This window comes from Ruegeria sp. H8 (assembly GCF_056532905.1).
Genome location: NZ_JBQFNY010000011.1, coordinates 74,175 through 101,104 on the forward strand (window position 1 = coordinate 74,175; position 26,930 = coordinate 101,104).

26 protein-coding genes are annotated in these 26,930 nt (G+C 59.3%); 20 read left to right on the forward strand and 6 right to left on the reverse strand.

From position 1 onward, the window contains the following. The first annotated feature begins 10 nt into the window (after positions 1-10). The 3 genes from trxA to ACR0A2_RS19580 are packed head-to-tail and all read left to right on the forward strand — an operon-like array spanning position 11 to position 1,776. A complete protein-coding gene (trxA, locus tag ACR0A2_RS19570) occupies positions 11-925 on the forward strand; it encodes a thioredoxin (protein WP_171230603.1) in 915 nt (304 codons plus the stop codon). 27 nt (positions 926-952) lie between these two features. Continuing rightward, positions 953-1,594 (forward strand): LON peptidase substrate-binding domain-containing protein, encoded by a 642-nt coding sequence (locus tag ACR0A2_RS19575; RefSeq protein ID WP_171119908.1) that lies wholly within the window; start codon positions 953-955, stop codon positions 1,592-1,594. After that, complete coding sequence (locus tag ACR0A2_RS19580; RefSeq protein ID WP_171119907.1) at positions 1,591-1,776, forward strand: Trm112 family protein; 186 nt, start codon at positions 1,591-1,593, stop codon at positions 1,774-1,776. Before ACR0A2_RS19575 ends, ACR0A2_RS19580 begins: the two co-directional genes overlap by 4 nt. Here ACR0A2_RS19580 and ACR0A2_RS19585 read toward each other — a convergent pair. Continuing rightward, a complete protein-coding gene (locus ACR0A2_RS19585; RefSeq protein WP_480836776.1) occupies positions 1,773-2,999 on the reverse strand; it encodes an FAD-dependent monooxygenase in 1,227 nt (408 codons plus the stop codon). The genes ACR0A2_RS19580 and ACR0A2_RS19585 overlap by 4 nt on opposite strands. Positions 3,000-3,087: 88 nt before the next feature. Between ACR0A2_RS19585 and ACR0A2_RS19590 the strand changes: the two genes are divergently transcribed. The 4 genes from ACR0A2_RS19590 to ACR0A2_RS19605 all read left to right on the forward strand — a co-directional run bounded on the left by ACR0A2_RS19590 (position 3,088) and on the right by ACR0A2_RS19605 (position 9,278). Further along, positions 3,088-4,416 carry an amidase gene (locus tag ACR0A2_RS19590; RefSeq protein ID WP_480836778.1) on the forward strand — a complete coding sequence of 443 codons (1,329 nt, stop codon included), beginning with the start codon at positions 3,088-3,090 and terminating at the stop codon, positions 4,414-4,416. 108 nt (positions 4,417-4,524) lie between these two features. Further along, entirely contained in the window at positions 4,525-5,706 is a 1,182-nt protein-coding gene (locus ACR0A2_RS19595) for an aminotransferase class I/II-fold pyridoxal phosphate-dependent enzyme (RefSeq protein WP_171642167.1), read from the forward strand. Between the two features lie 14 nt (positions 5,707-5,720). Beyond that, positions 5,721-8,642: a DNA translocase FtsK gene (locus tag ACR0A2_RS19600; protein ID WP_480836780.1), complete on the forward strand. Its 2,922-nt coding sequence runs from the start codon at positions 5,721-5,723 to the stop codon at positions 8,640-8,642. Between the two features lie 39 nt (positions 8,643-8,681). Next, positions 8,682-9,278, forward strand: a complete 597-nt coding sequence (locus ACR0A2_RS19605) for a LolA family protein (protein WP_480836782.1) — start codon at positions 8,682-8,684, stop codon at positions 9,276-9,278. Positions 9,279-9,292: 14 nt separating this feature from the next. Here the strand turns inward: ACR0A2_RS19605 and ACR0A2_RS19610 are convergent, their stop codons facing one another. Then, positions 9,293-9,874 (reverse strand): transglycosylase SLT domain-containing protein, encoded by a 582-nt coding sequence (locus tag ACR0A2_RS19610; protein ID WP_152459251.1) that lies wholly within the window; start codon positions 9,872-9,874, stop codon positions 9,293-9,295. Positions 9,875-9,935: 61 nt separating this feature from the next. Then, positions 9,936-10,817, reverse strand: a complete 882-nt coding sequence (locus tag ACR0A2_RS19615; protein WP_480836785.1) for an AEC family transporter — start codon at positions 10,815-10,817, stop codon at positions 9,936-9,938. Positions 10,818-10,897: 80 nt separating this feature from the next. Between ACR0A2_RS19615 and hspQ the strand changes: the two genes are divergently transcribed. Continuing rightward, positions 10,898-11,224 (forward strand): heat shock protein HspQ, encoded by a 327-nt coding sequence (hspQ, locus tag ACR0A2_RS19620; protein WP_050604943.1) that lies wholly within the window; start codon positions 10,898-10,900, stop codon positions 11,222-11,224. Between the two features lie 35 nt (positions 11,225-11,259). Here the strand turns inward: hspQ and ACR0A2_RS19625 are convergent, their stop codons facing one another. The 3 genes from ACR0A2_RS19625 to ACR0A2_RS19635 form a co-directional block, all read right to left on the reverse strand. Continuing rightward, entirely contained in the window at positions 11,260-12,837 is a 1,578-nt protein-coding gene (locus ACR0A2_RS19625; RefSeq protein WP_480836787.1) for a gamma-glutamyltransferase family protein, read from the reverse strand. A gap of 216 nt (positions 12,838-13,053) precedes the next feature. Next, positions 13,054-13,503 carry an ATP-binding protein gene (locus ACR0A2_RS19630; RefSeq protein ID WP_152459248.1) on the reverse strand — a complete coding sequence of 150 codons (450 nt, stop codon included), beginning with the start codon at positions 13,501-13,503 and terminating at the stop codon, positions 13,054-13,056. A gap of 21 nt (positions 13,504-13,524) precedes the next feature. Beyond that, positions 13,525-13,863: an STAS domain-containing protein gene (locus ACR0A2_RS19635; protein ID WP_480836789.1), complete on the reverse strand. Its 339-nt coding sequence runs from the start codon at positions 13,861-13,863 to the stop codon at positions 13,525-13,527. 102 nt (positions 13,864-13,965) lie between these two features. Here ACR0A2_RS19635 and ACR0A2_RS19640 point away from each other — a divergent pair, with 102 nt between their 5' ends. The 12 genes from ACR0A2_RS19640 to ACR0A2_RS19695 all read left to right on the forward strand — a co-directional run bounded on the left by ACR0A2_RS19640 (position 13,966) and on the right by ACR0A2_RS19695 (position 26,924). Continuing rightward, the gene (locus ACR0A2_RS19640) at positions 13,966-15,138 is read left to right on the forward strand and encodes a thiolase family protein (RefSeq protein ID WP_480836791.1); all 1,173 of its coding nucleotides are present in this window, start codon (positions 13,966-13,968) and stop codon (positions 15,136-15,138) included. Positions 15,139-15,211: 73 nt separating this feature from the next. Next, positions 15,212-15,667 carry a GAF domain-containing protein gene (locus ACR0A2_RS19645; RefSeq protein WP_171119899.1) on the forward strand — a complete coding sequence of 152 codons (456 nt, stop codon included), beginning with the start codon at positions 15,212-15,214 and terminating at the stop codon, positions 15,665-15,667. A gap of 141 nt (positions 15,668-15,808) precedes the next feature. Next, positions 15,809-16,558: a hypothetical protein gene (locus tag ACR0A2_RS19650; RefSeq protein ID WP_480836793.1), complete on the forward strand. Its 750-nt coding sequence runs from the start codon at positions 15,809-15,811 to the stop codon at positions 16,556-16,558. A gap of 333 nt (positions 16,559-16,891) precedes the next feature. Beyond that, positions 16,892-17,461: a helix-turn-helix domain-containing protein gene (locus ACR0A2_RS19655; RefSeq protein WP_480447393.1), complete on the forward strand. Its 570-nt coding sequence runs from the start codon at positions 16,892-16,894 to the stop codon at positions 17,459-17,461. After that, positions 17,461-18,084, forward strand: a complete 624-nt coding sequence (locus tag ACR0A2_RS19660) for a LysE family translocator (RefSeq protein WP_152459242.1) — start codon at positions 17,461-17,463, stop codon at positions 18,082-18,084. Before ACR0A2_RS19655 ends, ACR0A2_RS19660 begins: the two co-directional genes overlap by 1 nt. Before the next feature lie 4 nt (positions 18,085-18,088). Beyond that, complete coding sequence (locus ACR0A2_RS19665; RefSeq protein WP_480836796.1) at positions 18,089-18,469, forward strand: GFA family protein; 381 nt, start codon at positions 18,089-18,091, stop codon at positions 18,467-18,469. A gap of 15 nt (positions 18,470-18,484) precedes the next feature. Next, positions 18,485-20,935: a GcvT family protein gene (locus tag ACR0A2_RS19670; RefSeq protein ID WP_480836798.1), complete on the forward strand. Its 2,451-nt coding sequence runs from the start codon at positions 18,485-18,487 to the stop codon at positions 20,933-20,935. A 16-nt stretch (positions 20,936-20,951) separates the two neighbouring features. Continuing rightward, positions 20,952-21,428, forward strand: a complete 477-nt coding sequence (locus tag ACR0A2_RS19675; protein ID WP_480836800.1) for a cupin domain-containing protein — start codon at positions 20,952-20,954, stop codon at positions 21,426-21,428. A gap of 12 nt (positions 21,429-21,440) precedes the next feature. Next, a complete protein-coding gene (locus ACR0A2_RS19680) occupies positions 21,441-22,493 on the forward strand; it encodes an alcohol dehydrogenase family protein (protein ID WP_480836802.1) in 1,053 nt (350 codons plus the stop codon). Between the two features lie 11 nt (positions 22,494-22,504). Continuing rightward, complete coding sequence (locus ACR0A2_RS19685; protein WP_480836804.1) at positions 22,505-23,398, forward strand: homocysteine S-methyltransferase family protein; 894 nt, start codon at positions 22,505-22,507, stop codon at positions 23,396-23,398. 5 nt (positions 23,399-23,403) lie between these two features. Next, positions 23,404-24,381: a GlxA family transcriptional regulator gene (locus ACR0A2_RS19690; protein ID WP_152459236.1), complete on the forward strand. Its 978-nt coding sequence runs from the start codon at positions 23,404-23,406 to the stop codon at positions 24,379-24,381. Positions 24,382-24,470: 89 nt separating this feature from the next. Continuing rightward, on the forward strand, positions 24,471-26,924 hold the full coding sequence (locus ACR0A2_RS19695) for a GcvT family protein (RefSeq protein ID WP_480836806.1): 2,454 nt from the start codon (positions 24,471-24,473) through the stop codon (positions 26,922-26,924). Positions 26,925-26,930: the final 6 nt, after the last annotated feature.

The following is a 26,930-nucleotide window of genomic DNA, read 5'->3' on the forward strand; positions in this document are numbered from 1 at the left end:
AGTGATTGCCATGGACCTTCTGAACGGCGGAAACGCCCCAGCAACCGATCTGATCAAAGACGGGACCGAGGCCACTTTCATGGCCGATGTGGTGGAAACCTCGCAGGAAACACCTGTGATCGTTGATTTCTGGGCACCTTGGTGTGGCCCGTGCAAAACCCTTGGGCCGATGCTGGAAGAGGCTGTGACAGCCGCGAAAGGCGCGGTGAAGATGGTCAAGATCAATGTGGATGAGGCACAGACAATTGCCGCGCAAATGCGCATCCAGTCGATCCCGACCGTCTATGCCTTTTTCAAAGGCCAGCCTGTGGACGGGTTTCAAGGCGCGTTGCCGGGATCCGAGATCAAGGCTTTCGTCGACCGTGTGATCGAAGCCGCAGGGGGGGAAAGCCCGGGGGGCCAACTGGATGATGCTGTGCAGGCCGCCGAGGAAATGCTTGCCGAAGGCGCGGCTGCGGACGCGGCTCAGACCTTTGTCGCAATTCTGGGCGAAGATCCGAACCACGCCGCGGCGTACGGTGGGCTGGTGCGGGCGCATATCGCCACCGGTGATCTGGAGCAGGCAGAAGCGATCCTGAACGGCGCTCCGGCCGAGATCTCCACATCGGCCGAGCTGGAGGCCGCACATGCGCAGCTGGAGCTCGCCAAGCAGGCGGCAGATGCCGGCCCCGTCGCCGAGCTGACGGCAGCAGTCGAGGCGGATCCGGACAACCATCAGGCCCGCTTTGATCTGGCGCAGGCGCTGCATGCGAACGGCAATGTGGAAGAAGCCGTGGCACAATTGCTGGAACTGTTCCGCCGGGATCGTGAATGGAATGAAGGCGCAGCCAAGACACAGCTTTTCACCATCTTCGATGCGCTCAAGCCCAATGACCCGATTGTTCTGAACGGACGTCGCAAACTCAGTTCTATGATATTTGCCTAATCTCTCATCAGAGCTAGAGTCGGGTACATGATGCATCCCGCCGACCTGCCGGAAACGGTATCAGTTTTTCCCTTGCCCGGGGCGCTGCTGCTCCCGCGTTCGCGCTTGCCGCTTCACATATTCGAGCCGCGCTATCTTCAGATGCTGGACGACGCGCTGAAAACCAAGGAACGGTTGATCGCAATGGTTCAGCCGAATCCTTCGGTCAATGACGACGACAAGCTGCACCGTATTGGATGCGCAGGGCGGGTGACGCAGTTTTCGGAAACCGAAGATGGCCGGTACCTGATCACGTTGACCGGTATATCCCGGTTCAGGGTCATGTCAGAGCTGGATTCGTTCACGCCCTACCGGAGGTGCGCGGTCTCGTGGGACGGGTTCGACCGTGATCTGGGAAAGGCCGAGAAAGACAACGGGTTTGACCGCAACGCGTTCCTGACACTGTTAGAGCGTTTCTTTTCATCCCGTCAATTGTCCACCGACTGGGATTCGCTCAAGGACGCAGAGGATGAACTTTTGGTGAATTCCCTGTCGATGCTTCTGGATTTCGACCCCGAGGACAAACAGGCCCTGCTGGAAGCCCCCTGCCTGCGCACCCGGCGCGAAACGTTGGTGACGCTGATTGAGTTCGCCTTGCGCGGCGGATCAAACGAGGAAAAACTGCAATGACCGACCCTGAACACGCCTTTGATCGCCACATGCTCGAGGCGATGATCTGCCCGCAGACACATACGACCCTGCACTATGACGCCGAAAAGCGAGAGCTCGTTTCAAAAGCGGCGGGTTTGGCTTTTCCCATCCGCAACGGCATTCCGGTCATGCTGGTCGATGAGGCCCGGCAGCTGGACTAAATCGGGCGCCCTTGCAACAGCTTGGGCAGATCCCCGGTCAGCCCGGCCGCTTCGCGAACGAAACCGCGACGGAGGCCGGGCAAAGCGCCGACAACCCCCATGCCAATGTCACGCCCAAGCCGCAGCAGCGGGTTGTCGTTGGAAAACAGCTTGTTGAAGACATCCGTCGCCATCGCCAGCGAGGCCGTGTCGAAACGGCGCCATTCCTGATAGCGCTCCAGTACCATCAACGAGCCGATATCCTCGCCGCGCCGTCCCGCCAAGGTCAGAACCTCAGCCAGAGCGCCGACATCGCGCAGGCCAGCGTTCAGGCCCTGACCGGCAATGGGGTGCATTCCGTGCGCGGCATCCCCGACCAGCGCCATGCGATCGCTGATGAAGGAATTGGCGATGGTCAGGTTCAGCGGATAAGTGAAACGATCACCCGCCAGACTGATTTCACCAAGAAAATCGCCAAATCGCGGGCGCAGCACTTGCACGTAGTCATCCCCGGGCAGGGCGTTGATGTGCTGTGCGGTGTCGGCGCGTTCGCTCCAGACGATGGAACTGCGATTGCCGGTCAACGGCAGAATCGCCAGCGGACCGGGTGGCATGAAAAACTGATGTGCAACGCCATTATGTGGCAGCTCATGTTCGATGGCGCAGACCAATGCCGTCTGGCCGTAATCCCAACCGGTGCGTTTGATGCCGGCCCGTGACGCGGTTCCGCTGCGGCGACCGTCACAGCCAACCAGCAGGCTGCCGCCCAGGGTTGTGCCGTCATCCAACGTCACGGTCACGCTGGCCGCGTCGGCCTGTTGCGAAACGACGGATTTGCCGCTTACCTGGGTGATGCGCGGTTCTTCGGCCATCGCGTCCAGAAAAGCACGGCGCAGGTGGCGATCCTCGACCATATATCCCATCGAGCCTTCTTCGATTTCGGCATGGTCGAAATGCATGAAAAAAGGCGATGGCCCTGTTCCGGCATGGCCATCTGTGACCTTGATTTCCAGCATCGGTTGGGCGTGCTGCGCGACGCGGTCCCAAATGCCGATGGCATCCAACAACCGCTGTGAGGCCAGAGCCAGCGCATAGGCGCGCCCGTCGAATGCCGCGTTCTTGCGCACCTTTTCGGCCAGCGCATCGATCACCGTGACCGAATGACCGGTTTGTGCCAGTGCCAGCGCCAAAGCAGGGCCGTTCAACCCGCCGCCCACGATCAGAATGTCAGAAGCCTGTGTCATGCCCTGCAATATGCGCGCCCTTTCGGGATTGTCCATGTGCAGTCCTGTCGCTACCGTCACCCAAAGCCGAAAATTCCGGAGGGGCAAGATGCAGGATTGGTTGACAATGACCGCGTGTGATTTGGGCCGTGGCATTGGCATGGGTCAGATCGATCCCGTCGAACTGACGGAAACCTACCTGTCCGCTATTGACGCTCATCCGCATCGGGACCGCATCTATGCCCGCGTCACCCATGACCGCGCGCGGGCTGAGGCTGAAGCCGCTCGGCAACGCGCGCAACTGGGCCTGCGCCGGTCGCTGCTGGACGGGGTCCCGATCAGTTGGAAAGATCTGTTCGACACCGCCGGCACCGTGACCGAGGCGGGTTCGGCTCTGCTGAAGGATCGCGTGCCGGATGCGGATGCGCTGGTGCTGCGCAATGCGACTCAGATGGGCACCGTTTGCCTGGGCAAGACGCATATGAGCGAGCTGGCCTTTTCCGGCCTTGGGTTGAATCCGATCACCGAAACCCCGCCCTGCATTCATGACGAGGCAGCAGTGCCCGGGGGGTCATCTTCGGGGGCGGCGGCCTCGGTCGCCTGGGGGTTGGCAGCGTGTGGCATCGGCTCGGACACGGGCGGTTCGGTGCGTATCCCGGCGGCTTGGAATGATCTGGTGGGGCTGAAAACCACTGCGGGGCGGCTCAGCCTGGAAGGTGTGGTGCCGCTGTGCCTGCGTTTCGACACGGTTGGACCTGTGGCGCGTTCGGTCGAGGACGCAGCGCATGTGCTGGCTCTGCTCGAGGGGGGAACACCTGCTGATCTGCGTGGCGCTTCGCTGAAAGGACGCCGTTTTGCCGATTTGCAGAACATTGCCAAGGACGACCTGCGCGACACACCGTGCAAGGCATATGACGAAGCCGTTGCCAAACTTGCCGACGCGGGGGCCGAGATCGTGCCGTTGGAAGTGCCCGAGTTGAACGAGGCCATGACGTTGACCAGCATCGTATACACGACCGAGGCCTATGGGCTGTGGCGCGATGTCATCGAAGCCAATCCCGAGGCAATGTATCCCGAGATTCTCGAACGCTTCCGCATTGGCATGGGGTATTCAGGCCCCGACTATGTGGCGGCCTGGGCCAAACTCAAGGCATGCCGCAGCGCCTGGGACGCGGCAACCGCCGGGTTTGACGCGGTTCTGGCGCCGACAGCGCCGATTTTGCCGCCCAATCTGGAGCGCTTGCTCAGCGATCACGACTATTACGTAACCGAGAATCTTCTGGCCTTGCGGAACACGCGGATTGGCAATCTGATGGGGCTGGCGGCACTGAGCCTGCCCACCGGAACGCCCGGCTGCGGGTTGATGATGCTGGGCTATCCCGGCTCGGAAGAGGCGTTGTTGCGGCTGGGTTCGGCAGCGGAAACGGTGCTGGCCTGAATGCCACAATCCCCTGATTCGGAACCTCTTTGTCTGGACGAAGAGGCACACGGACTGTAATCTGCCAAAAAAACGGGGCGCCAATGACCCCGATATTGAGGCAGTACCATGGTTTTCCCCGAGCGGTTTTCGAACCTACCGGCTTATGCATTCCCGCGTCTGCGCGCCCTGTTGGATCACCACCAGCCGGGCGGTGATGTCGTTCACATGACCATTGGTGCACCGACACATGATTTTCCGGCTTGGGTGACGGATGTCATCATGGAAAACGCCGCCGGGTTCCAGGGATATCCCCCGAACGAAGGGTCGGATGACCTGCGCACGGCGATTACGGATTGGATCAAGCGGCGATATGGGGTTCAGATGGACCCTGATGCCAACGTGATGGCGCTGAACGGCACGCGCGAGGGGCTATACAACGCCGCCATGGCTTTGTGCCCGGAACAGAAGAACGGTCAGCAGCCGATCATCCTGTGCCCGAACCCGTTTTATCAGGTCTACATGGTCGCCTCGCTGTCGGTCGGCGCGCAGCCCTATTTTGTGCCCGCTACCGCCGCGACAGGCCATCTGCCGGACTATGCCGGCCTGCCTGCGGACGTGCTGAACCGCACCGCCGTGGCCTATATCTGTTCACCCGCCAATCCGCAGGGGGCGGTTGCCTCGCGCGAGTATTGGGCCGACCTGATCCGTCTGGCCGAGCAGTACGATTTCCGTATTTTTGCGGATGAATGTTATTCCGAGATTTACCGTGAAGAAGCCCCGACAGGTATTCTGACTGTCGCGCAGGAGCTGGGCGCTGATCCTGAACGGATCACGCTGTTCAACTCGCTGTCCAAACGTTCGAATCTGGCCGGCTTGCGGTCGGGGCTTGTCGCCGGTGGCCCAAAGACGATCAAACAGGTCAAGCAGTTGCGCACCTATGCAGGGTCGCCTCTGCCTCTGCCCTTGCAAGCTGCCGCCGCAAAGGTTTGGGCGGATGAGGAACACGTTCGGCAAAACCGCGCGCTGTATCAGGAAAAATACGCCATTGCGGATGAGGTATTCGCAGGCGTGCAGGGCTATATGCCGCCCGAGGCCGGATTCTTTCTGTGGCTGCCGGTCGAGAATGGTGAAGACACCGCATTGAAAGTCTGGAAGGAAACCGGTGTCCGGGTCCTGCCGGGCGCATATCTTTCACAAGGCGATCCGGGGCAAAACCCGGGCACAGGATTTATCCGGGCTGCATTGGTGGCCCCAAAAACAGAGTTGCAGCGTGGTCTGATCACACTCCGCGACTGCATCTATTCGTGAGGTACGAGGGCAAAATGGCATCATATAACGCGCGCAACCGCGATCCATTGCTGGACAGCACAACGCAGGCAGCCCTGGAGCGACGCAGCAAGGAGTTGATTGGCATCGCCCTGATCCTGCTGGGTTTGGCTGCGGCCGCGATGATCTGGTCCTACACGCCCGATGATCCGAACTGGATGGTGTCCACCGACGCGCCGGTGCAAAACTGGATGGGGCGGATTGGGGCCTCGATCGCCGCTCCCTTGTTCATGATCGTCGGCTGGGGAAGCTGGGGCATCGCATTGGTTCTGATCGGTTGGGGATTTCGGTTTGCGGGCCATTTCGGCGAAGATCGCGCCATTGCGCGTCTGATCTTTGCGCCGATCTGGATCGCCGTCGTCTCGGTTTATGCCGCAACCCTCGTTCCTGATGCAGACTGGCGCGCGACTCACAGTTATGGTCTGGGCGGTTTGTTCGGCGATACGGTCATGGGCGCGTTGCTGACGCTGTTGCCGATTTCGTCACATTTTCTGGTGAAGCTGATGTCGCTGGCCATGGCGGTCGGGATGATTGCGCTGGGTATTTTTGTGCTGGGTTTCACCAAAACCGATGTCAAGCGGGGTTTCCGCGCCTTCCTGCTGGGGCTTGTGATGGCATACGACATACTGATGACCCTGATGGGCCGTGGTGCAGCTTCGGCTGCGCAGGCAGCACGGGATCGCCGTGCACAATGGGAAGAGCGCAAACTTGCACGTACCGCAGCGGCCGAAGCCGTGTTCGAGGATGATCTGGCTTATGCCGATCCAATCTTTGAAGAGCCCGAACTGGAAAGTCCCGAGCCTGTGGCCAAAACCGGTCTGTTGGCGCGCATGCCATCGCTGATCCGGCGCCCGGAACCGATGCCCGAGCCAGAGCTGGTCGATCCCGAACCGATCGCGGGTTTCGCCGAAATGCCGGGCGAGGACCGCATCCGATCGAAAATCTCGGCCGCTGTGCGCAATCGCAAAGTGGCCACCGGCGAGTTGACGCCCGAACCCGACCCGAACCTTCCGCTGACCAAGGGCCGTGGCCGTCGCCCGGGCCCGCTGATCCTGAACGCAAGCCAGCCGGATGGCCTGCCAATGGAACCGCCGGTGACAGCAGCAGGACTGCCGCCCGAGCCGCCCGTAACAGCGGGTGACATGCCAGACTGGCAAGAATTCACGCCGTTTGAAAATGCGCCCGAACCCATGCGGAACCACTATGCACCCGAGCCGGATCTGGAGGACGAGGTATTCGAGGATGCCGAAGAAGCTGTTTTGCAACCACGCCCGGCGATGAAAATCCCGGTGGCCGAGCCGCGCAAGCCCGTGGTCGCGCAACCGGTACGCCGCACACCGCAACCGTCTCGCCGCGCACAGGCCGAGGCACAGCCTGCATTATCCTTTGAAGAGCGGCACTCGGACTTCGAACTGCCACCTCTGGGCCTTTTGTCGAATCCGGCCAGCATTCAGCGCCACCATCTGAGCGATGAAGCCTTGGAAGAAAACGCGCGGATGCTGGAAAATGTGCTGGATGATTACGGCGTGAAGGGTGAGATCGTCAGCGTTCGCCCCGGCCCGGTCGTCACCATGTACGAACTGGAGCCCGCTCCGGGGCTGAAGGCAAGCCGCGTGATCGGCCTGGCCGATGACATCGCACGTTCGATGTCGGCACTGTCAGCGCGGGTTTCGACCCTTCCGGGCCGTTCGGTGATCGGCATCGAACTACCGAACGAAAACCGCGAAATGGTGGTTCTGCGCGAAATCCTGGCCAGCCGCGATTTTGGCGATGGCAACCAGGCACTGCCGTTGGCCTTGGGCAAGGATATCGGCGGCGAGTCCGTCGTGGCAAACCTCGCGAAGATGCCTCACCTACTGATTGCTGGTACAACCGGTTCCGGTAAGTCGGTGGCGATCAACACCATGATCCTGTCGCTGCTGTACAAGCTGACGCCGGATGAATGCCGCCTGATCATGATCGACCCGAAGATGCTGGAACTGTCGGTCTATGACGGTATCCCGCATCTGCTGTCGCCCGTTGTGACCGACCCGAAAAAGGCGGTGGTCGCCCTGAAATGGGTCGTGGGTGAGATGGAAGATCGCTATCGCAAGATGTCCAAAATGGGTGTCCGCAACATCGCGGGCTATAACGGTCGGGTGAAGGATGCGCTGGCCAAAGGCGAGATGTTCAGCCGCACGGTGCAAACCGGGTTTGACGATGAAACCGGCGAACCCACATTTGAGACGGAAGAATTCGCGCCCGAAGCGATGCCCTATATCGTCGTCATCGTCGATGAGATGGCCGACCTGATGATGGTGGCGGGAAAGGAAATCGAAGCCTGCATCCAGCGTTTGGCGCAGATGGCGCGGGCCTCGGGCATTCACCTGATCATGGCCACACAGCGCCCTTCGGTCGACGTGATCACCGGTACGATCAAGGCGAACTTCCCAACGCGGATTTCCTTCCAAGTGACGTCGAAAGTCGACAGCCGCACCATTCTGGGTGAAATGGGGGCCGAACAGCTGCTGGGGCAGGGCGACATGCTTTACATGGCTGGGGGTGCCAAGATTACCCGCTGCCACGGACCCTTTGTCTCAGATGAAGAGGTCGAGGAAGTCGTCAACCACCTGAAACAGTTCGGTCCGCCGGACTACATTGGCGGTGTCGTCGAAGGTCCGGCCGAGGAAAAGGCTGACAATATCGATGCCGTTTTGGGCCTGAACACTGGCGGCAATACGAACGGAGAGGACGCGTTGTACGATCAGGCGGTGGCAATCGTGATCAAGGATCGCAAATGCTCGACCTCGTATATTCAGCGAAAACTTGCCATCGGCTACAACAAGGCTGCGCGGCTGGTTGAGCAAATGGAAGACGAAGGTGTTGTTTCGTCAGCAAATCATGTCGGGAAACGCGAAATCCTCGTCCCCGAGCAATAGGATATTTAATAACAAGGGCAAAAGACCTATCTGTACGGCATGAAACAGATTGCTTTTGCCCTTGCTTTGACACTGGCCGCACCCGCCGCATGGGCGGCGGAGAAGCTGCCGCTCTCGCAGATTTCCAATTACCTGAACGGGTTGAAGACGGTTCAGACGACATTCACCCAGGTGAATGACGATGGCTCGCTGAGCACCGGCAAGCTGTGGATGCAGCGCCCCGGCAAGATGCGGTTTGAATATGACCCGCCCAACAGTTCCGTGGTGCTGGCAAGATCCGGAAGTGTTCAGATCTTTGATCCGAAATCGAACCAGCCGCCCGAGCAATACCCGCTTAAGCGCACACCACTGTCCATCGTGCTGGCGCGCAACGTGAACCTGAGCCAGGCGAATATGGTTGTAGGTCACAGCTTTGACGGCACGGCCACCGTCGTCACCGCGCAGGATCCCAAGAACCCCGAAGCGGGCCGGATCGAACTGATGTTCACGGACAATCCGGTCGAGCTGCGCAAGTGGGTGATTTACGACAATGCGGGCAGCCAGACAACGGTATTGCTGGGCGCCATGAATGAAGGCGGTCGCCTTGATCAGAAGCTGTTCTCGGACAAAAAGAGAAGCGGGTCAGGCAATCGCTGACTCGCTTGTATGTGTCAATACCGACAGTTTGCCAACTGTGCCTGATATAGTTGTGCGCGTGCGTCTACGTCATTGGCAACGTTCAACAACCAGGATTTGCTGTTGTAGCTGCCACGGGCGTACCCTGTGTGACCTTCGTGATAGGCCAGGTATTGATTGCGCGTATCTGCCGGGTGGATACCGTTTCGCTCGTAGCTTTTGTTCATGTACCAGCCGATAAAATCCGAGGCGTCGCGGATGCGATCGCGCTTGGCCCGGCGTTTTCCTGTTTCACGCTGGTACTGTTCCCATGTGCCGTCCAGTGCCTGACCATAGCCGTAAGCGCTGCTTTGACGACCCATCGGGATGACGCCCAATACGTATCTATGCGGAGTGCGCGCATCGTGCCGATAGCGGCTTTCCTGATAGATGGTCGCCATCTGAACGTGAACCGGAACGCCCCATTTGCGCTCGGTGTTCTTGAAGGCTTTGATATAGTCGGGTTTTTCACGCGCAATACTGCACGCATCGTTTAATCTGCTGGGCGGCTGTTTAGAGCCGCCCCCACAGGATGCCAGAAGCAGCACCCCTAGGAGTACGAAAAGAATTCTGCTCATGTGCCTCGTGCCTTTTTTTGTGTATTCTAGCGCAGATTGAGCGCTGAGGAAATCACAATCGCTATAAAATGATAGCCAGAACAGCCGGTAACGCCGCTACGGAAAGCAGTGTGGACACCATGACCATGCCGGCGACGGCATCGGACTCGGCCCCGAACCGTTCGGCCAACAGGTAAGAGGTTACGGCAACCGGCGTACAGATTTGAAGAACCAGAACGCCAAATGCGATCGTATCCAAATCAAACCATCGTCCGATTCCCCATCCCAGCGTAAAGCACACCGCCAGTTTCAGCGCTGACAGCCACAGCGCCCGCCCTAGGCTGTGCGAGGTCAGGCGGGCGATTGCCACACCCAACGTGACCAACATCAGCGGAACAGCCATTTGCCCCAAAAGCTCCAGCGTGTTGGTCAGAAATGTCGGCGTCTGCCATCCTTGCCACAAAAACACTGCGCCAAGGATCGTCGCCCAGGCCATTGGTTGGCGCGCAACCTGTCCCCACGCCCCTTTCCCGGCGACCAGATAAATCCCGTAAGTGAAAGAAAACAATGCGGTAACTGACAGAAAGACAACAGCATATCCCAGACCAATCTGACCAAAGGCAAAGATACACAGCGGCAGGCCCAGATTGCCTGTATTGCCGAAGATCAAAGGCGACAGGTAAGTTCGCGGGTCCAGTCTCAGCCCTCGAACGATCAACCAGAACACAACCACCAGCAGCAGATTTGCGACCAGCGTCGCCATCGTGAAGCGCGACAGATCATTGCCCGGGATTTCGGTTTGCATCAGGGCAACAAAGATCAGACTGGGCATTGCCAGCATAGTTGCAAAGCGGGTAACGAATTGCAGGCGGTATTCAAAGCCCAGCTTAACCCATGTAAAACCAACAGCCGCCAACAGAAAAACCGGCGCCACGATTTCGAACACTGTCAGTATAAGGTTCACAGACTGTTTCCCTGATTTTCACATCAATGATTGGCTTTTCCGCCCGGAAACGGGTAAAAAAAGCGTTGGGGGCTGATACAATGCTAAAGACACGTGCAAAATACGGCTTGGGCCAGGTGGTTCGTCACAAGAAACACCCTTTTCGAGGGGTGATTTTTGACGTGGATCCCGAGTTTTCGAATACCGAAGAATGGTATCAGGCCATTCCGGAAGACAGCCGCCCAAGGAAAGAGCAACCGTTCTACCATCTGCTGGCCGAGAACGACCAATCCTTCTATGTTGCTTATGTTTCAGAACAAAATCTGGTTGCAGACTATTCAGGCGAACCGGTCGAGCACCCGGATATTCCCAATATGTTCGGACCGTTCGAAGATGGTGCATACCCCCTGCATTTCCACCTGAACTAGCAGAGCCGAACCGGCGGGCATAGGTCTGCCGCAGATCAATATCCAAGCGCACAGCCGTCCTTGCGTGGGTCGCTGGCGCCTTCCAAAACGCCGTCGTTCCGGATTCGGATCGCTTGCGCTCCGCCAAGAGGTGTTTCCGGCACTTCAATATTGTGGCCGATATCGGACAATTGTTTCGCGATTGCCTCGCTGTACCCACGTTCCAGTTTCAGAACCGATCCGTCGAAGAAAGCGCGCGGCGCATCGATGCTTTCCTGCAACCCAAGCCCGAAATCGGTAAGATTTGACACGAAACGCGCGTGTCCGGTTGGCTGATAGGCACCGCCCATGACACCAAACGGCATCGTGACCCGACCGTTCTGCGCCAACATTCCCGGAATGATCGTGTGCATCGGGCGTTTGCCGCCGCCCAGTTCGTTGGGGTGGCCGGGTTGCAATGTGAATCCAGCCCCGCGGTTTTGCAGCAATATGCCGTATTTTTCCGACGCGATACCGGACCCAAAGCTGTGAAAGATCGAATAGATCAACGAAACAGCCATTTGGTCGCGGTCGACGACTGTGATGTAAACCGTGTCCTTGTGAACCGCTTCGGTCAGAGGCGCCGCAGCAGGCATCGCCTTTTGGGGATCGATCAAAGCAGCCAGTCTGGCAGCGATATCCGGATCCAGAAAGCGCTCCACTCTTGCCATGTGGTCGGGATCCGCGATGAACCGGTTTCGAGCGTCATAGGCCAGTTTGGTGGCCTCGGCTTCGATATGAATACGCTCCGCTCCGAATGGATCCATCGAGGCCATGTCAAAATGCTTGAGGATATTCAGCAGCAAAATCGCGGTTGCGCCCTGGCCGTTCGGCGGATGTTCCACCAGATCCACACCTTTGTAGGCCCCATGTATCGGCTGCGTTTCAGTACATCTCGTGTGATGAAAATCCTCAGCGGAATGGACACCACCCCTTTCCGAAAGCGCGGTGATCATATCGTCGGCGATTTCACCTGAATAGAACGCGTCGCGCCCGTGGGCCGCGATCTGGCACAATACCTCCGCCTGTCCCGGCGCACGGAAAACCTGCCCGATCGACGGGGCTTGCCCGCCGATCAGATAGTGATCGCGGGCGGCGCCCTGAAGTGTTGCGGCACCCGATTTCCAATCGAAAGCGACCCGAGGAGCCACCGGAACACCCGTTTCAGCATAATGAATCGCCGGTTTCAAAATCGCGCCCAGCCCCAGGCGACCCTCGGTCTGGGCCAGGTGGCAGAAGGCATCGACGGCTCCGGGAATGGTCACGGCATCCGGCCCATTCAAAGGTACGGATGACAGGCCCTGATCGCGCAACACCTGGGAATGCGCGGCAGCCGGCGCGCGACCCGATCCGTTGAGCGCGCGTATCCTGCTTTCGCCGACACGATTGAACAGAACGAAGCAATCGCCGCCCAATCCGGTCATCTGAGGTTCGCAAACCCCCAGAAGAACAGCCCCGGCAATCGCGGCATCCATCGCGTTGCCGCCCTGGCCCAAGATATCGATGGCCACTTTGGCCGCCAGCGGATGCGACGTTGCGCACATGCCTTGCGTGGCAAAAACTTCGGATCGGCCCGGACTATGCAGATCACGCATGGCGAATTCTCTCTCGTTGGAACAAGAGAAAGCTATTCACTGATCAGCGATTGTCCAGCGATTTCAGGATGGGAAGTTCCTCGGCGCCATTCACTGGGTGGGGGCTGTGATATGTGGCGCCGAGGGAAGCTATCTGAGCTACGAGTCACTGTATGGCGGTTGTTTGCGGCGCTACAATGTTTCGAAAATGACCTTATTGTGACCAATTGTGGTCGATCACCCGTTGGGTTCAAAGTCAAACCGTAGGGACAGACGATTGCATCCCCCGCGCCGCTCGTACCTGATATCACTGGTGAGGCGATGAATCAGGAACCAGCCGAACCCACCTTCGGGGAGGTCTTGCAGATCCGTTCCAATCGGAGCAGGGGTGCCATCCGGAAGTCGGTATCCAGGCAGCGGGCGCCCCGTATCCGAGATCAAGATGTCCAGAAGATCCCTGTCCAGCCGGCAGGTGACCTGAACCTTGGCCGCGGCGATGCCATTGTAAGCGTGTTCCACGACATTGTTGATGGCTTCAGCCAAAGCAATCTTCACATCACCGGCTTTATGCGGGGGCAATCCCCGTTCCGCCAGACCGACGCTGAGCTTTGCAATGCCCTCGCTGGCCTCTGATTCCGTCGCAGGGAAGGTCAATTCCAGACAGGTCTTGTTTTCAATCGGCTCCACGCCATCTATCCCCTGCTGCCGTCAGGCGTCTGTCTCTGACAACGCGTCATCCAGTGTTTCAAAAAGCCTGAAAACCGTATCCATGCGTGTCAGGCGAAAAACTTTTTCGACCACTGGCTGCAATCCGGCCAGATCAAGCCTCCGGTCCTTGCCCAGCTGTTTCATTGAGGCAACGATTGCACCTAGACCGCTGGAGTCAATGAACTCGACATCGGACAGATCCAGCACAACGCGATGAGCGCTGTCCTCGGTACTGGCGCGCATGTCTTCCTTGAACTGAATGGCCATTGCAGCATCGATCCGGTCGGCATGAACGGTGATGATCTGAGTTTCGCCGGTTGTCTTGCTGGTCAGCCCCATGATCCTGCCGCCTTCCAAACTGAAATTGAGTCGTAGAAATACGCTAGACGGCAATTCTTACCATTCGGTATTCAAGAGCCCGAAAGCAGGAGGAAAACCCGGATGAGAGACGTTGTTATAGCAGGGGCCGCCCGTACACCGATGGGCGGGTTTCAGGGCATGTTTGACGGTGTTGCTGCGGCTGACCTCGGGGGCGAAGCAATCCGCGCGGCTTTGCAGCAGGCAGGGGTGCAGACGGTCGACGAAGTGCTGATGGGCTGCGTTTTGCCGGCGGGGCAGGGCCAGGCACCTGCACGGCAGGCCGGATTCGCGGCGGGATTGGGCGAAGAGGTTCCCGCCACGACGCTGAACAAAATGTGTGGTTCGGGGATGAAGGCGGCAATGATGTCCTTTGACCAAATTGCATTGGGTCACGCAGATACGATGGTTGCGGGCGGCATGGAAAGCATGACCAACGCGCCCTATCTTCTTCCCAAGATGCGCGGCGGTGCCCGCATTGGCCACGGCCAGGTGGTTGATCACATGTTCCTCGACGGCCTTGAAGATGCCTATAACAAAGGTCGTCTGATGGGGACTTTCGCCGAAGACTGTGCCGAGGCGTATCAGTTCACCCGTGAAGCACAGGATGAATACGCGCTGCAATCTTTGTCCAACGCGCTGTCTGCACAGGAAAATGGCGCATTCGATCAGGAAATCACGCCCGTTACCGTCCGGACGCGCAAGGGTGAAACTCTGCTGGAGACAGATGAGCAGCCGAAATCCGCCCGCCCCGAGAAGATCCCGACGCTGAAGCCTGCGTTCCGCAAGGACGGTACGGTGACGGCGGCCAACTCCTCTTCGATTTCGGACGGCGCGGCGGCGCTGGTTCTTGCGTCGGCAGAAACCGCCGAAGCGCAGGGCATGACAGTTCGGGCCCGGATCTTGGGTCATGCGAGTCATGCTCAGGCCCCCGGCCTTTTCACGACGGCTCCGGTTCCGGCGGCGCAGAAGCTCTTGTCGCGCATTGGCTGGAGCAAGGATGACGTCGACCTGTGGGAAGTGAACGAGGCCTTCGCGGTTGTGCCGATGGCATTCATGCACGAAATGGGCTTGCCGCGAGACAAGGTGAATGTGAATGGCGGCGCCTGCGCCCTGGGCCATCCCATCGGTGCCTCTGGTGCCCGCATCATCGTTACGTTGTTGAATGCGCTGGAAAAACGTAACCTCAAACGGGGCGTCGCGGCGATCTGCATTGGCGGGGGGGAAGGCACGGCCATTGCCATCGAACGCGTTTGACCCTTCATCTTTTTCCAAATACTCCGGGGGGTTCGGGGGCCGTGCCCCCGACCATCCGAAGGGGTTGCAATCAATGACTGCCGATTATGAAACGCTTGCCAAAACCATCGCGGCCCTGACCGAAGGCGAAACGGACCAGGTTGCTCTTATGGCCACTGTCGCCTGCGAAGTTCACCATTCCGACGATCGTTTCGACTGGACCGGGTTTTACCGTGTCACTGAACCGGGCGTTCTCAAGATCGGCCCCTATCAGGGTGGGCATGGTTGTTTGGTCATCCCGTTCGAACGGGGCGTCTGCGGTGCCGCCGCAAGAACGGGCGAAACGCAACTGGTGCCGGATGTCGATGCGTTTCCGGGTCACATCGCCTGCGCCAGCTCAACGCGGTCCGAACTGGTTCTGCCCGTGCGGGATTCGTCGGGAAAAGTTATCGCCGTTTTTGACATTGACAGCGACCAGCCGGATGCTTTCACGCAACAGGATGCGCAAAATCTGGAAGACATTCTGACCGCCGTGTTTGCCGGGCTCTGACCGCTGCGGTCGTTGCGGATGTGCATCAACCCAAGGGATTCCCGGGCGATTGAACGGCCCGGCTGACTTCGTCTTGCAGGCTTCGAAGCGATCTCCTATCAAAATCCATAGTGAAGTTTCGTTTTGGGGTGTTTCTCAGGGATGCAAGAGTCTGACATCAATCCGACGGTCGCGGATGAAGCGCCTCCAAAAGGGATCAGACGCGCCCATATGGCGACATTCCCGGATCGCATCGGCGTATTGCCCCATTCGGTGGCAAGCATCGCGCATCAGGTCGACAGAGTTTTCATCTGCCTGAACGAATATCAGGAAATTCCCGATTTTCTGGGCGAGTTCGACAACGTCACCGCCGTGATCCCTGACCGGGATTACAAGGATGTCGGCAAGTTCATTTTCCAGCCGGATCCGGCAGATACCGTTTTTCTGGTCGACGATGATATCGAATATGCGGACAACTATGTCCGTCAGACCATACGCCGGGCGCGGGGGGTCGGACTGGAAAAACGTGTCTTCGGCTATCATGCCACGACGTTCACAAACCCGACGCCCAGGTCGATACGGCAGCGCACGTTGTTGCGTATGAACCAACGGCTGACCTACTCGACCAGGGTACACCAGCTGGGAACCGGAACCGTCATGGTGTCCGGGTCGCTGTTCCCGACACTGGAATTCATGGAAGGCAGCGAGAAGTTCGTCGACGTGCGTTTTGCCCGTTACTGTTTCGAAAACGGCATCGAAATGTGGACGCTGCCCAGAAATCGCCGCCGCTTTCCCAGCTTGCTTGCCGGGCTGGAGCCGGAAAAGCGTGAAACGATCGCCGACAGTTTCACCCGTCGTTGGCCTCAACATGTGTTGGATGAAGTGAAGGTTTTTGCCGGCCTTCAACTCTAAAGCCAGGCGGGCTTTGCACGATTCAGGCTTTTCCAGAGCTGTCTCTGTCGCGAAGGTTTTCCCATGTCGCCGCAGCGCCACGGGGGAGCGATATGTGCTGTCTTTTTGAAATGAAGTCCTTGTACGGCAAAAACTGAAATTCGGCTGCTGCACCCCTGCGGTTTTTCTGGTGTTTCAGGGGCCTGTGCGCCTGCTGGTCCTCAATTCTGTCTTTCGCACACGATGATGATCGACACCCAAATGAAACCGAGCGTGAAAAAATGCTTGGAAATTTCACCAGCTTGCTCCATCGTGAAAAACGAAGGAAGAATTTCACGAGATTCGGAGTGGCCTGTGAACAGCCAAGCCCCCCAAAGCGCGACCCTTGGTGCTGACCTGAGGGCCTTGCGCAAGGCCCGAGGGTTGACCCTGACCGAGATTGCAACTCGGCTGGATCGCTCTGTCGGTTGGTTGAGCCAGGTCGAGCGCGATTTGTCCGAGCCTTCAATCTCGGACCTGCGCCAGATTGCAGAATGCCTTGGCGTGCCAATGTCGATGCTGTTTGCGCATTCAGCCGCACCTGCGAACGAATTGGGCTACGTTGTGCGCGCTGGGTCGCGTCGCCCGATGGGGTCGAACGAAGAAGGGCTGATCGAAGAGTTGCTGTCGCCGGATCTGACCGATGATTTCGAAATGGTGCATTCCACGTTCGAGCCTAAATCACGGATGCAGACGCCGGCCAACCGCCCGACGCAGGAAGTGGGCTATATGATTTCAGGTCGATTGAACCTGACGATCGGGTCACGTGAATTCCTGGTGGGGCCGGGTGACAGTTTTCGGATCAAACATGAGCCTTATCAATGGGCCAACCCCTATGACGAACCCGCCGTGGCCATCTGGGTCATTGCTCCGCCGGTGTACTGATGAGCTTCGAGGCCTGGACCATATTCGCGCTGTTCTGGGTGGTATTCGTCACCACACCGGGGCCAAATGCAGTCAACTGCATCTCGAACGGGATGAGCCTGCCGTTTCCGAAGGCCATGATGGGTGTATTGGCCATACTGACGCAGGCCAGCATGTTTTTGATTCTGTCCGCGCTGGGCGTCACAGCCCTGATTGCCGCTTCTCCGACCGGGTTTTTCGTGGCCAAGCTGGTCGGCGCGGGCTTTCTGATCTGGTTGGGCGTGCGGGGATGGATGAACGCCGGCAAGCCCGCTCCGGTCTCGGAACGCCCGGCCCGGCACGTTTATCTGCACGCGCTGGCAGTGGCCACGATCAACCCAAAAAGCGTCGCGGGCTATCTGGCCGCGTTTTCGCAATTCGTGCAGCCGGACGTGCCGATCTGGCAGCAGATGGTCGTGATCATGCCAACCGCACTTTTCATCACAACGCTCAGCTATACCGGTTTTACCGTGTTGGGCGCTTTGATGGGCAAGGCGGCGCTGGGCGCAGTGTTCAACATCTGGGTGCGCCGGGTGATGGCGGCCTGTTTCATAATCTACGGCGTGTTGTTGGGAACCAGCACCGCGCCTGCGGCAAGGGGGTAATCTTATGTACAGAGGGTCTTGCCTTTGCGGTTCAGTTGCTTTCACCATCGACGGAGGCCTTTCTCCGCCTTCGGTCTGCCATTGCGGGCAGTGCCGAAAGCAATCCGGCCATGTCTGGGCCTCGACCACGACCCATCAGGACAACCTGAGTTTCTCGGCCCGCGACACGCTGAACTGGTTTCGCGCATCAGACATCGCACGGCGCGCGTTTTGCAGCAAATGCGGTTCATTTCTCTTCTGGCAACATACCGAAGAGGACACGATTTCGATTGCCATGGGCGCGTTCGATGCGCCCACGGGCCAAAAGCTCTCGAAGCACATCTTTGTGGCTGACAAGGGCGACTATTACGACATCACGGACGATCTGCCCCAACGGGCACAGTAACAGGGACCAAGACACATGAGTGATTTTCCGACAAAAGCCCGCGTGGTCATTATCGGTGGCGGTGTGGTGGGGGCTTCCTCGCTGTATCATCTGGCCAAGAAAGGCTGGACCGACTGCGTTCTGCTGGAAAAGAACGAACTGACCGCAGGTTCGACCTGGCATGCGGCCGGTAACGTTCCGACCTTTTCGACCTCGTGGGCGATCATGAACATGCAGCGCTATTCGACCGAGCTGTATTCGCGTCTGGGCGAAGAGGTCGACTATCCGATGAACTACCATGTTTCGGGGTCGATCCGTCTGGCGCACAGCAAAGAGCGGATGCAGGAGTTCCAGCGGGCCATGTCGATGGGCCGCTATCAGGGAATCCCGATGGAAATGTGGACGCCGGAGCAGGCCAAGGAACGCTACCCGTTCCTGGAAACTCATGATCTTGAGGGTGTCCTGTATGACCCGACCGATGGCGATATCGACCCCGCGCAGCTGACCCAGGCGCTGGCCAAGGGCGCGCGCGACATGGGCCAGAAGATCATCCGGTTCTGCCCCGCCACCCGCGTCACCCAGCATGACGACGGCACCTGGACCGTGCATACCGAGAAGGGAGACATCGACTGCGACTATGTCGTCAACGCTGCCGGATACTATGCGCAACGCGTCGGCGAGTGGTTCAAACCCTATGGCGGCCGCACCGTGCCGGCGATGGTCATGAGCCACCAGTATCTGCTGACCGACGAAGTGCCGGAAGTTGAAGAATGGTCCAAGAAGAACGGCGGCAGGAAGCTGCCGCTGCTGCGCGATGTAGACGTCTCGTACTACCTGCGGCAGGAAAAGAACGGCTTCAATCTCGGCCCCTACGAGCCCAACTGCAAGGGCCATTGGATGACCGAGGATGACCCGATGCCCGAGGATTTCAGCTTCCAGCTTTGGAACGATGATCTGGACCGGATCGAGGACATCGTCACCGACGCGATGGAGCGGGTGCCGCTGATGGCGACCTCGGGCGTGGGCCGCGTGATCAACGGGCCGATCCCCTATGCGCCCGACGGCCTGCCGCTGATCGGCCCGATGCCGGGCGTCAAGAACGCCTTCGAGGCGCATACCTTCACCTTCGGCATCGCCCAGGGCGGCGGCGCGGGCAAGGTGCTGGCCGAATGGATCGTGGATGGCGCCACGGAATGGGACATGTGGGCCGTCGATCCGCGCCGCTATACCGACTACACCGATCAGGACTACTGCAATCAGAAGGGCATGGAGGTCTATGGCAACGAATACGCCATGCACTTCCCCCATCACGAATGGCCCGCCGCGCGCGACAAGAAGCTGTCGCCCGTGCATGCCAAGGTCAAGGAACTGGGTGGCGTCATGGGGGCCTATAATGGCTGGGAGCGCGCCAACTGGTTCGCGCAGCCGGGCGATGACACCTCCGAGGAAAGCACCCACACCTGGGGCCGCTCGGGTCCGTGGGAGCAGCGGATCAAAGAAGAATGCGAAGCTGTGTGCGACCATTGCGGCGTGCTCGACCTGCCGGGTTTCTCGCGGTTCGTCGTCAAGGGCGAAGGCGCGGCCGAGGCGCTGCGCGGGCTGGTCACCGGTGGTCTGCCCAAGGTGGGGCGGATCAACCTCGTCTATATCGCTGACGACCGTGGCCGCATCCTGACCGAGATGTCCTGCATGCGACTGGGCGAGGATGATTTCGTGATGATCACCGCGGCCACCGCGCAATGGCACGACCGCGACATCCTGATGAACGCGATGCCCGCGGGCGTCACCGTCGAGGACGTGACCACCACCCGCGACACGCTGATCGTGACCGGGCCGAAATCGCGCGAGATCCTGTCGGGTCTGACCGATGCCGACCTTTCGTTGGGCTGGCTGACCCATCAGGCCGCCACCGTGGCCGGGCAACCCGCCCACCTGATCCGCGTGTCCTTCGCCGGTGAACTGGGCTGGGAGGTGCATGCGCTGAACGAGCACATGCCCGCGATCTACGACGCGATCCTCGCCGCCGGGGCCAAGCCGTTCGGCATGTATGCGCTGAATTCTCTGCGCATCGAAAAGGGCTATCGCGCGTGGAAGGGCGACCTCAGCACCGATTACTCGCTGCTGGAAGCGGGTTTGGAGCGGTTTGTCAAACTGGACAAGCCACAGGACTTCCCCGGAAAGGCTGCAATCCTGAACGAAAAGCAGCAGGGTGTGAAAAAGTCGTTCGTCACCCTGACTGTCGATGCAGGTGATTGCGATGCGCCTTACATGTCGTGCATCTGGCAGGGCGATCAGATCGTGGGCGAGACCACTTCGGGCGCATGGGGGTACCGCGTCGGCAAATCCATCGCGCTGGGCATGATCAAGTCAGAACTTGCAAACCCTGGTACCGAGCTCGAGGTGGAAATCTACGGCCAGAAGTGCCGCGCCGTGGTACAGGAGGATCAGCCGCTGTGGGATCCCGCAAACGAGCGGCTGCGCGCCTGACAAAAAGGAGGCCCCCATGCGCCCGCGATATTCCAAGATGGGACCTGGTGAAGGTCCCAACTATGACTGGGAAAACGACCATACCTTCGTGAAGGTTTCCGGTCAGGACACGGGCGGAGCCTACACACTGATGGAAGACAACTTGAAGGCCAGCTTCGCGCTTGGCCTTCATCGCCACGACAGCCATGCCGAGACGTTCTATTTCCTGGAGGGCGCCGTGGACTTCTATGTCGACGGAGACTGGCACCCGTGCACGCCGGGCACCACCATGCATGTTCCGGCGGGTGTGCCGCATGCCTGCCGGGTTGCCGACAAAAAACCGGCACGGATGCTCATGATCTTTCAACCATCCGGGTTTGATGGTTTCCTTGCGGAACTGGCAACCATGACCCCGGCGGATTTCGAGGACGAGGCCAAGATGGCCGACCTGAATGCCCGATATGACATCGTGCCGATGGGACCGGTTCCGCCCCATCCCGACGACCAGACCTGAGAAGCCAGCGAAATGAATGCTCCAAAGACGATGTCCGGTGTCTATCTGACGGGTCACGGTGGCCCCGAAGTTCTGGAATGGCGAGATGATATCCCGGTTCCTGAACCCGGGGCAGGGCAAGTTCTGGTTCGGGTCGCCGCCGCAGGCGTGAACAACACGGATATCAACACACGGGTCGGTTGGTATTCCTCGGACGTCACCGGCGCGACGGATGCCGTTGATCAGAAGGTCGAAGCGGGCGGTTGGGGCGGTGCATTGCACTTTCCCCGCATTCAGGGCGGAGATCTTTGCGGCATCGTGGAACAGGTTGGGCCGGGTGTTGCCTTCAAACCCGGGCAGCGCGTGACCTGTCCGATAAACCTGCCGCGCCCGCGCCCGGGAAACCCACAGGGCTTCATTGCGCTGGGTTCCGAAATCGACGGGGCTTTTGCGCAGTATTGTCTGGTTGAAGCCGATGATCTCTATGACGTCAGCGCCTCGCCCCTTTCGGATGTGGAAATCGCCGCCATTCCTTGCGCCTTCGGGACGGCGGAAAACCTGCTGACCCGCGCAGGCGTGACGGCCGGGCACAAGGTGCTGATCACCGGTGCCTCAGGCGGCGTCGGGCTGGCGGCGGTGCAACTGACCGCCCTGCGCGGGGCGTCGGTTTGGGCTGTAACAGCGGGCACGAAAGCCGAGATCGTGAAATCCCAGGGGGCCGAGAATACGTTTGACCGGAACGACCCGCTTCCGCAGGATATGTTCGATGTGGTGATCGACGTTGTGGGTGGCCCGGCCTGGCCATCGCTGATCCTTTCCCTGAAACCCGGCGGGCACTATGCCGTTTCGGGGGCCATAGCAGGCCCGATTGTCAAAGCTGACCTGCGAGACATCTATCTGCGCGACATCACCATACATGGGTGCACGCACCAGGCACCCGAAGTCTTTGCCCGTCTTGTGGAACTGGTGAACACCGGACGGATCAAGCCGCTGGTTTCCCGGACCTATCCGTTGAAGGAAATTGGCATCGCACAGGCTGATTTTCAGTCAAAGACTCTTCCGGGAAAACTGGTATTGGTGCCCTGAGGAGTAATGACATGGCAGATATCACTCTTTTGGACGGCTCTATCGGGCAGGAACTGGTAAAACGCAGTGGCGATCAGGCGACACCGCTGTGGTCGACGCGCGTGATGATCGATCACCCCGATTTGGTCGCGGAAGTGCACCGCGACTATTTCAGCCGGGGTGCGACGGTTGCGACAACCAATACTTATGCCGTGCATCGCTCTCGTTTGGTGCGGGTGGGGATGGAGGATCAGATGCCCACACTGATCGACACTGCCCTGACACAGGCCGAACGTGCCCGCGCGGCAACCGGGGGGCGGATTGCGGGTGCACTGGGGCCATTGCTCGCTTCATATCGCCCCGACCTTAACCCAGACCCTGCGGATGCGGCTGAAAAGTTCGCCGAACTTGTGGCCATGATGGCCGCGCGGGTCGATCTGTTTTTGATCGAGACCGTGTCCTCGGTGCAAGAGGCCGAGGGCGCATTGCGTGGCACGGTCGGATGCGAAAAACCGGTTTGGCTGTCCCTGTCAGTCAATGATGACGATGGCAGCCTTCTCAGGTCCGGCGAACCGTTGGCGGACATTGCTCCGTTGGTGGAAGAGTTTTCACCCAATGCCGTTTTGATCAATTGTTCGTGCCCCGAGGCAATCCCGGCAGCGCTCGAGGTTCTGTCCGGCATGGGTCGGCCCTATGGGGCCTACGCCAATGGCTTCACGCATATTTCGGATGATTTCCTTCGGGACGCGCCGACCGTGGATGCTCTGCAAGAACGGCATGACCTTGGCGCCGGGGCTTATGCGGATCAGGTGATGCGGTGGATCGATCAGGGGGCAACGATTGTTGGCGGATGCTGCGAAATCGGGCCGGATCATATCGAAGAACTGGCGAACCGGTTGCGGGCCGCCGGTCATAACATCGTTTGAAGAAAATGGCGGCAAAATCTACTTCGGACGCTCCAAAACAGGCCATCCGGCATTTCGACATCCTTGTCGCGCCGGGTTTCGTGCTGTTGGAGCTGGCGTCGTTGGTAGAGGTATTGAGGCTGGCCAACCGCGTATGCCCAAGCCCTCCGTTCACCTTCACCTATCGCTCGCTCAAAGGTGGCCCGATTGCCAGCAGCAGTGACGCCGTGGTTCAAACAGAAGCAGTGCCGTCACAGCCAAGGGCGGATTACCTGTTCGTAATTGGCAATTCAGACCCGGACCATCCGGATTTGTCGTTGGGGCGGGTGGTGTCGGACTATACCTTCCGGGACGCCAAGGTGTTCCTGCTGGCCGAAGCCGCCAGCCGCTATATCGACGAGCAGGGAACGGCCGACCTGGCAACCCATTGGGAAAACGCATCGTTTCTGCGGGAACGCGGCGCCCGGTTCGAAGCCAAACTGTCGATTGCAACCGAACAGGGCGCGGTTGTGACATGTGCCGGGATGGAGGCCACGACGGATATCGCCTTGGCGGTGATCGGGCGCCATATCTCGGGGCCTGCGAAGATGACCGTGGCCGACATCATGCTGCATGAGAATATCCGCGATTTCGCTTCGATGCAGCCATTCTCGGGCGCCAAATTGACGGCGACAGGCGATTCGAAGCTGGATCAGTGCATAAAGCTTATGCAGGCCAATATCGAAGACCCCCTGCCGATCAATCAGATCGTCGAATCGCTGCACCTGTCGAACCGGTCCCTCGAGCGTAAGTTCAAAACCTTTTTTGGAACCACTCCCAACGGATTCTACCGGGAAATGCGACTGGCCAAGGCAAATAACCTGTTGCTGAACACCACGATGAGCGTACGCGAAATTGGTTTGGCCTGTGGTTTTCCGAACGGGTTTTCGTCTGTTTACAAAAGCTTCTTCGGGGTCACGCCCTTTGTCGTACGTCGGCAAAAGCGAGCGGCATCACATCGGTGAAAACTGCGGATTTCGTGACGCTTTTGGTGCATTTGTTGTCGATCTTCCGTGGCAACCTATGCCAAACCTGACACAGCGGAGATTTCAGGATGGTTGATCTTCCCAGCAAGGCCCGAGCGGTCATCATCGGCGGTGGCGTCATCGGATGCTCGGTCGCTTATCATTTGACCAAGAAGGGTTGGAAAGACGTCGTGTTGCTTGAACGAAAGCAGCTGACAAGTGGCACCACCTGGCATGCAGCGGGTCTGATCGCACAGCTGCGCGCCACCGCAAACATGACCAAGCTGGCGAAGTACAGTCAGGAGCTGTATGGCTCACTCGAAGAGGAAACCGGTGTCGCCACGGGCTTCAAGCGCTGCGGGTCGATCACCGTGGCGCTGACCGAGGAACGCAAAGAGGAAATCTATCGTCAGGCTGCGATGGCGCGGGCGTTTGGCGTCGAGGTCGAAGAAATCTCGAATGAGCGCGTGCAGGAACTGTATCCGCATATCAATCTCGAGGGCGTCAAGGGTGCAGTTTATCTGCCGCTGGACGGGCAGGGTGATCCGGCCAACATCGCGCTGGCTCTGGCCAAGGGCGCCCGCCAGCGCGGCGCCATCGTCAAGGAACGGGTAAAGGTTACCGATATCGTCAAACAGGGCCGCAGCGTGACCGGCGTGGACTGGGTGGCCGATGACGGCAGCGCCTCGGGCCATATCGAGTGTGACATAGTGGTCAACTGCGCCGGCATGTGGGGGCACGAAGTTGGCCGAATGGTGGGCGTCAACGTCCCGCTGCACGCCTGCGAACATTTCTACATCGTGACCGAGAACATCGACGGCCTGACGCAGCTGCCGGTGCTGCGGGTGCCGGATGAATGCGCCTACTACAAGGAGGACGCCGGGAAAATCCTGCTGGGCGCCTTCGAGCCCAACGCCAAGCCCTGGGCGATGGAGGGCATCCCAGACAGTTTCGAGTTCGATCAGCTGCCCGAGGATTTCGACCATTTCGAACCGATCCTCGAAGCCGCCTGCAACCGCATGCCGATGCTGGCCGAGGCGGGCATCCACACCTTCTTCAACGGGCCCGAAAGCTTCACGCCCGACGACGCCTATCACCTTGGCCTTGCGCCCGAGATGGACAACGTCTGGGTCGCCGCCGGCTTCAACTCGATCGGGATCCAGTCGGCGGGCGGCGCGGGCATGGCGCTGGCCGAATGGATGGACACAGGCGAAAAACCCTTTGACCTGGGCGATGTGGACATCAGCCGGATGCAGCCCTTCCAGGGCAACAAGCAGTATCTTTTCGAACGGTCCAAGGAGACGCTGGGCCTGCTCTATGCCGACCACTACCCCTATCGCCAGAAAGCCACCGCGCGCGGCGTGCGCCGGACGCCATTCCACCACCACCTGAATGAACACGGTGCCGTGTTCGGTGAACTGGCCGGGTGGGAGCGCGCCAATTGGTTCGCCAACGAAGGGCAGGAACGCGAATACAACTACAGTTGGAAGCGTCAGAACTGGTTCGAGAACTCGACCGCTGAACACCACGCTGTGCGCGAAAACGTGGGCATGTACGACATGTCCTCCTTCGGCAAGATCCGGGTCGAGGGCCCCGATGCCGAGAAGTTCATGAACTATGTCGGTGGCGGCGACTATGCCGTGCCCAATGGCAAGATCGTCTACACGCAGTTTCTGAACCGTTCCGGCGGGATCGAGGCAGATGTCACCGTCACCCGCCTTTCCGAGACCGCCTATCTGGTGGTCACCCCGGCGGCGACGCGCCTGGCGGACCAGACCTGGATGATGCGTCATTCGGGCGATTTCAACGTGGTCATCACCGATGTCACGGCGGGTGAAGGCGTTCTGGCGGTGATGGGTCCGAATGCGCGGGCCTTGCTGGAAAAGGTTTCGCCAAACGATTTCACCAACGCGGCAAACCCCTTCGGCACCGCGCAGGAAATCGAGATCGGCATGGGCCTCGCCCGCGCCCACCGTGTCACCTATGTGGGCGAGCTTGGATGGGAGATCTATGTCTCTTCCGACATGGCGGGCCACGTCTTTGAAACGCTGCACGATGCGGGGCAGGACATAGGGCTGAAACTCTGTGGCATGCACATGATGGACAGCTGCCGGATCGAAAAAGGTTTCCGCCATTTCGGCCATGACATCACCTGCGAGGATCACGTAGTGGATGCGGGGCTGGGCTTTGCCGTCAAGGTGGACAAGGGCTGCGACTTCATCGGCCGCGAGGCGGTGATCGCGCGCAAGGAAAGCGGGCCGAAATCGCGCCTGGTTCAATTCCGCCTGACCGATCCCGAGCCGCTGCTGTTCCACAATGAACCGATCATCCGCGATGGCGAGTATGTGGGCTATCTCAGCTCGGGCAACTATGGCCACACGCTGGGAGGCGCCATCGGTTTGGGTTACGTGCCCTGCGAAGGGGAGAAGGCCGCAGACGTTCTGGCCTCGACCTACGAAATCGACGTGTGTGGCACGAAAGTTCGGGCCGAGGCGTCGCTCAAGCCGATGTATGACCCGAAATCCGAACGGGTGAAGGTGTGACCACGG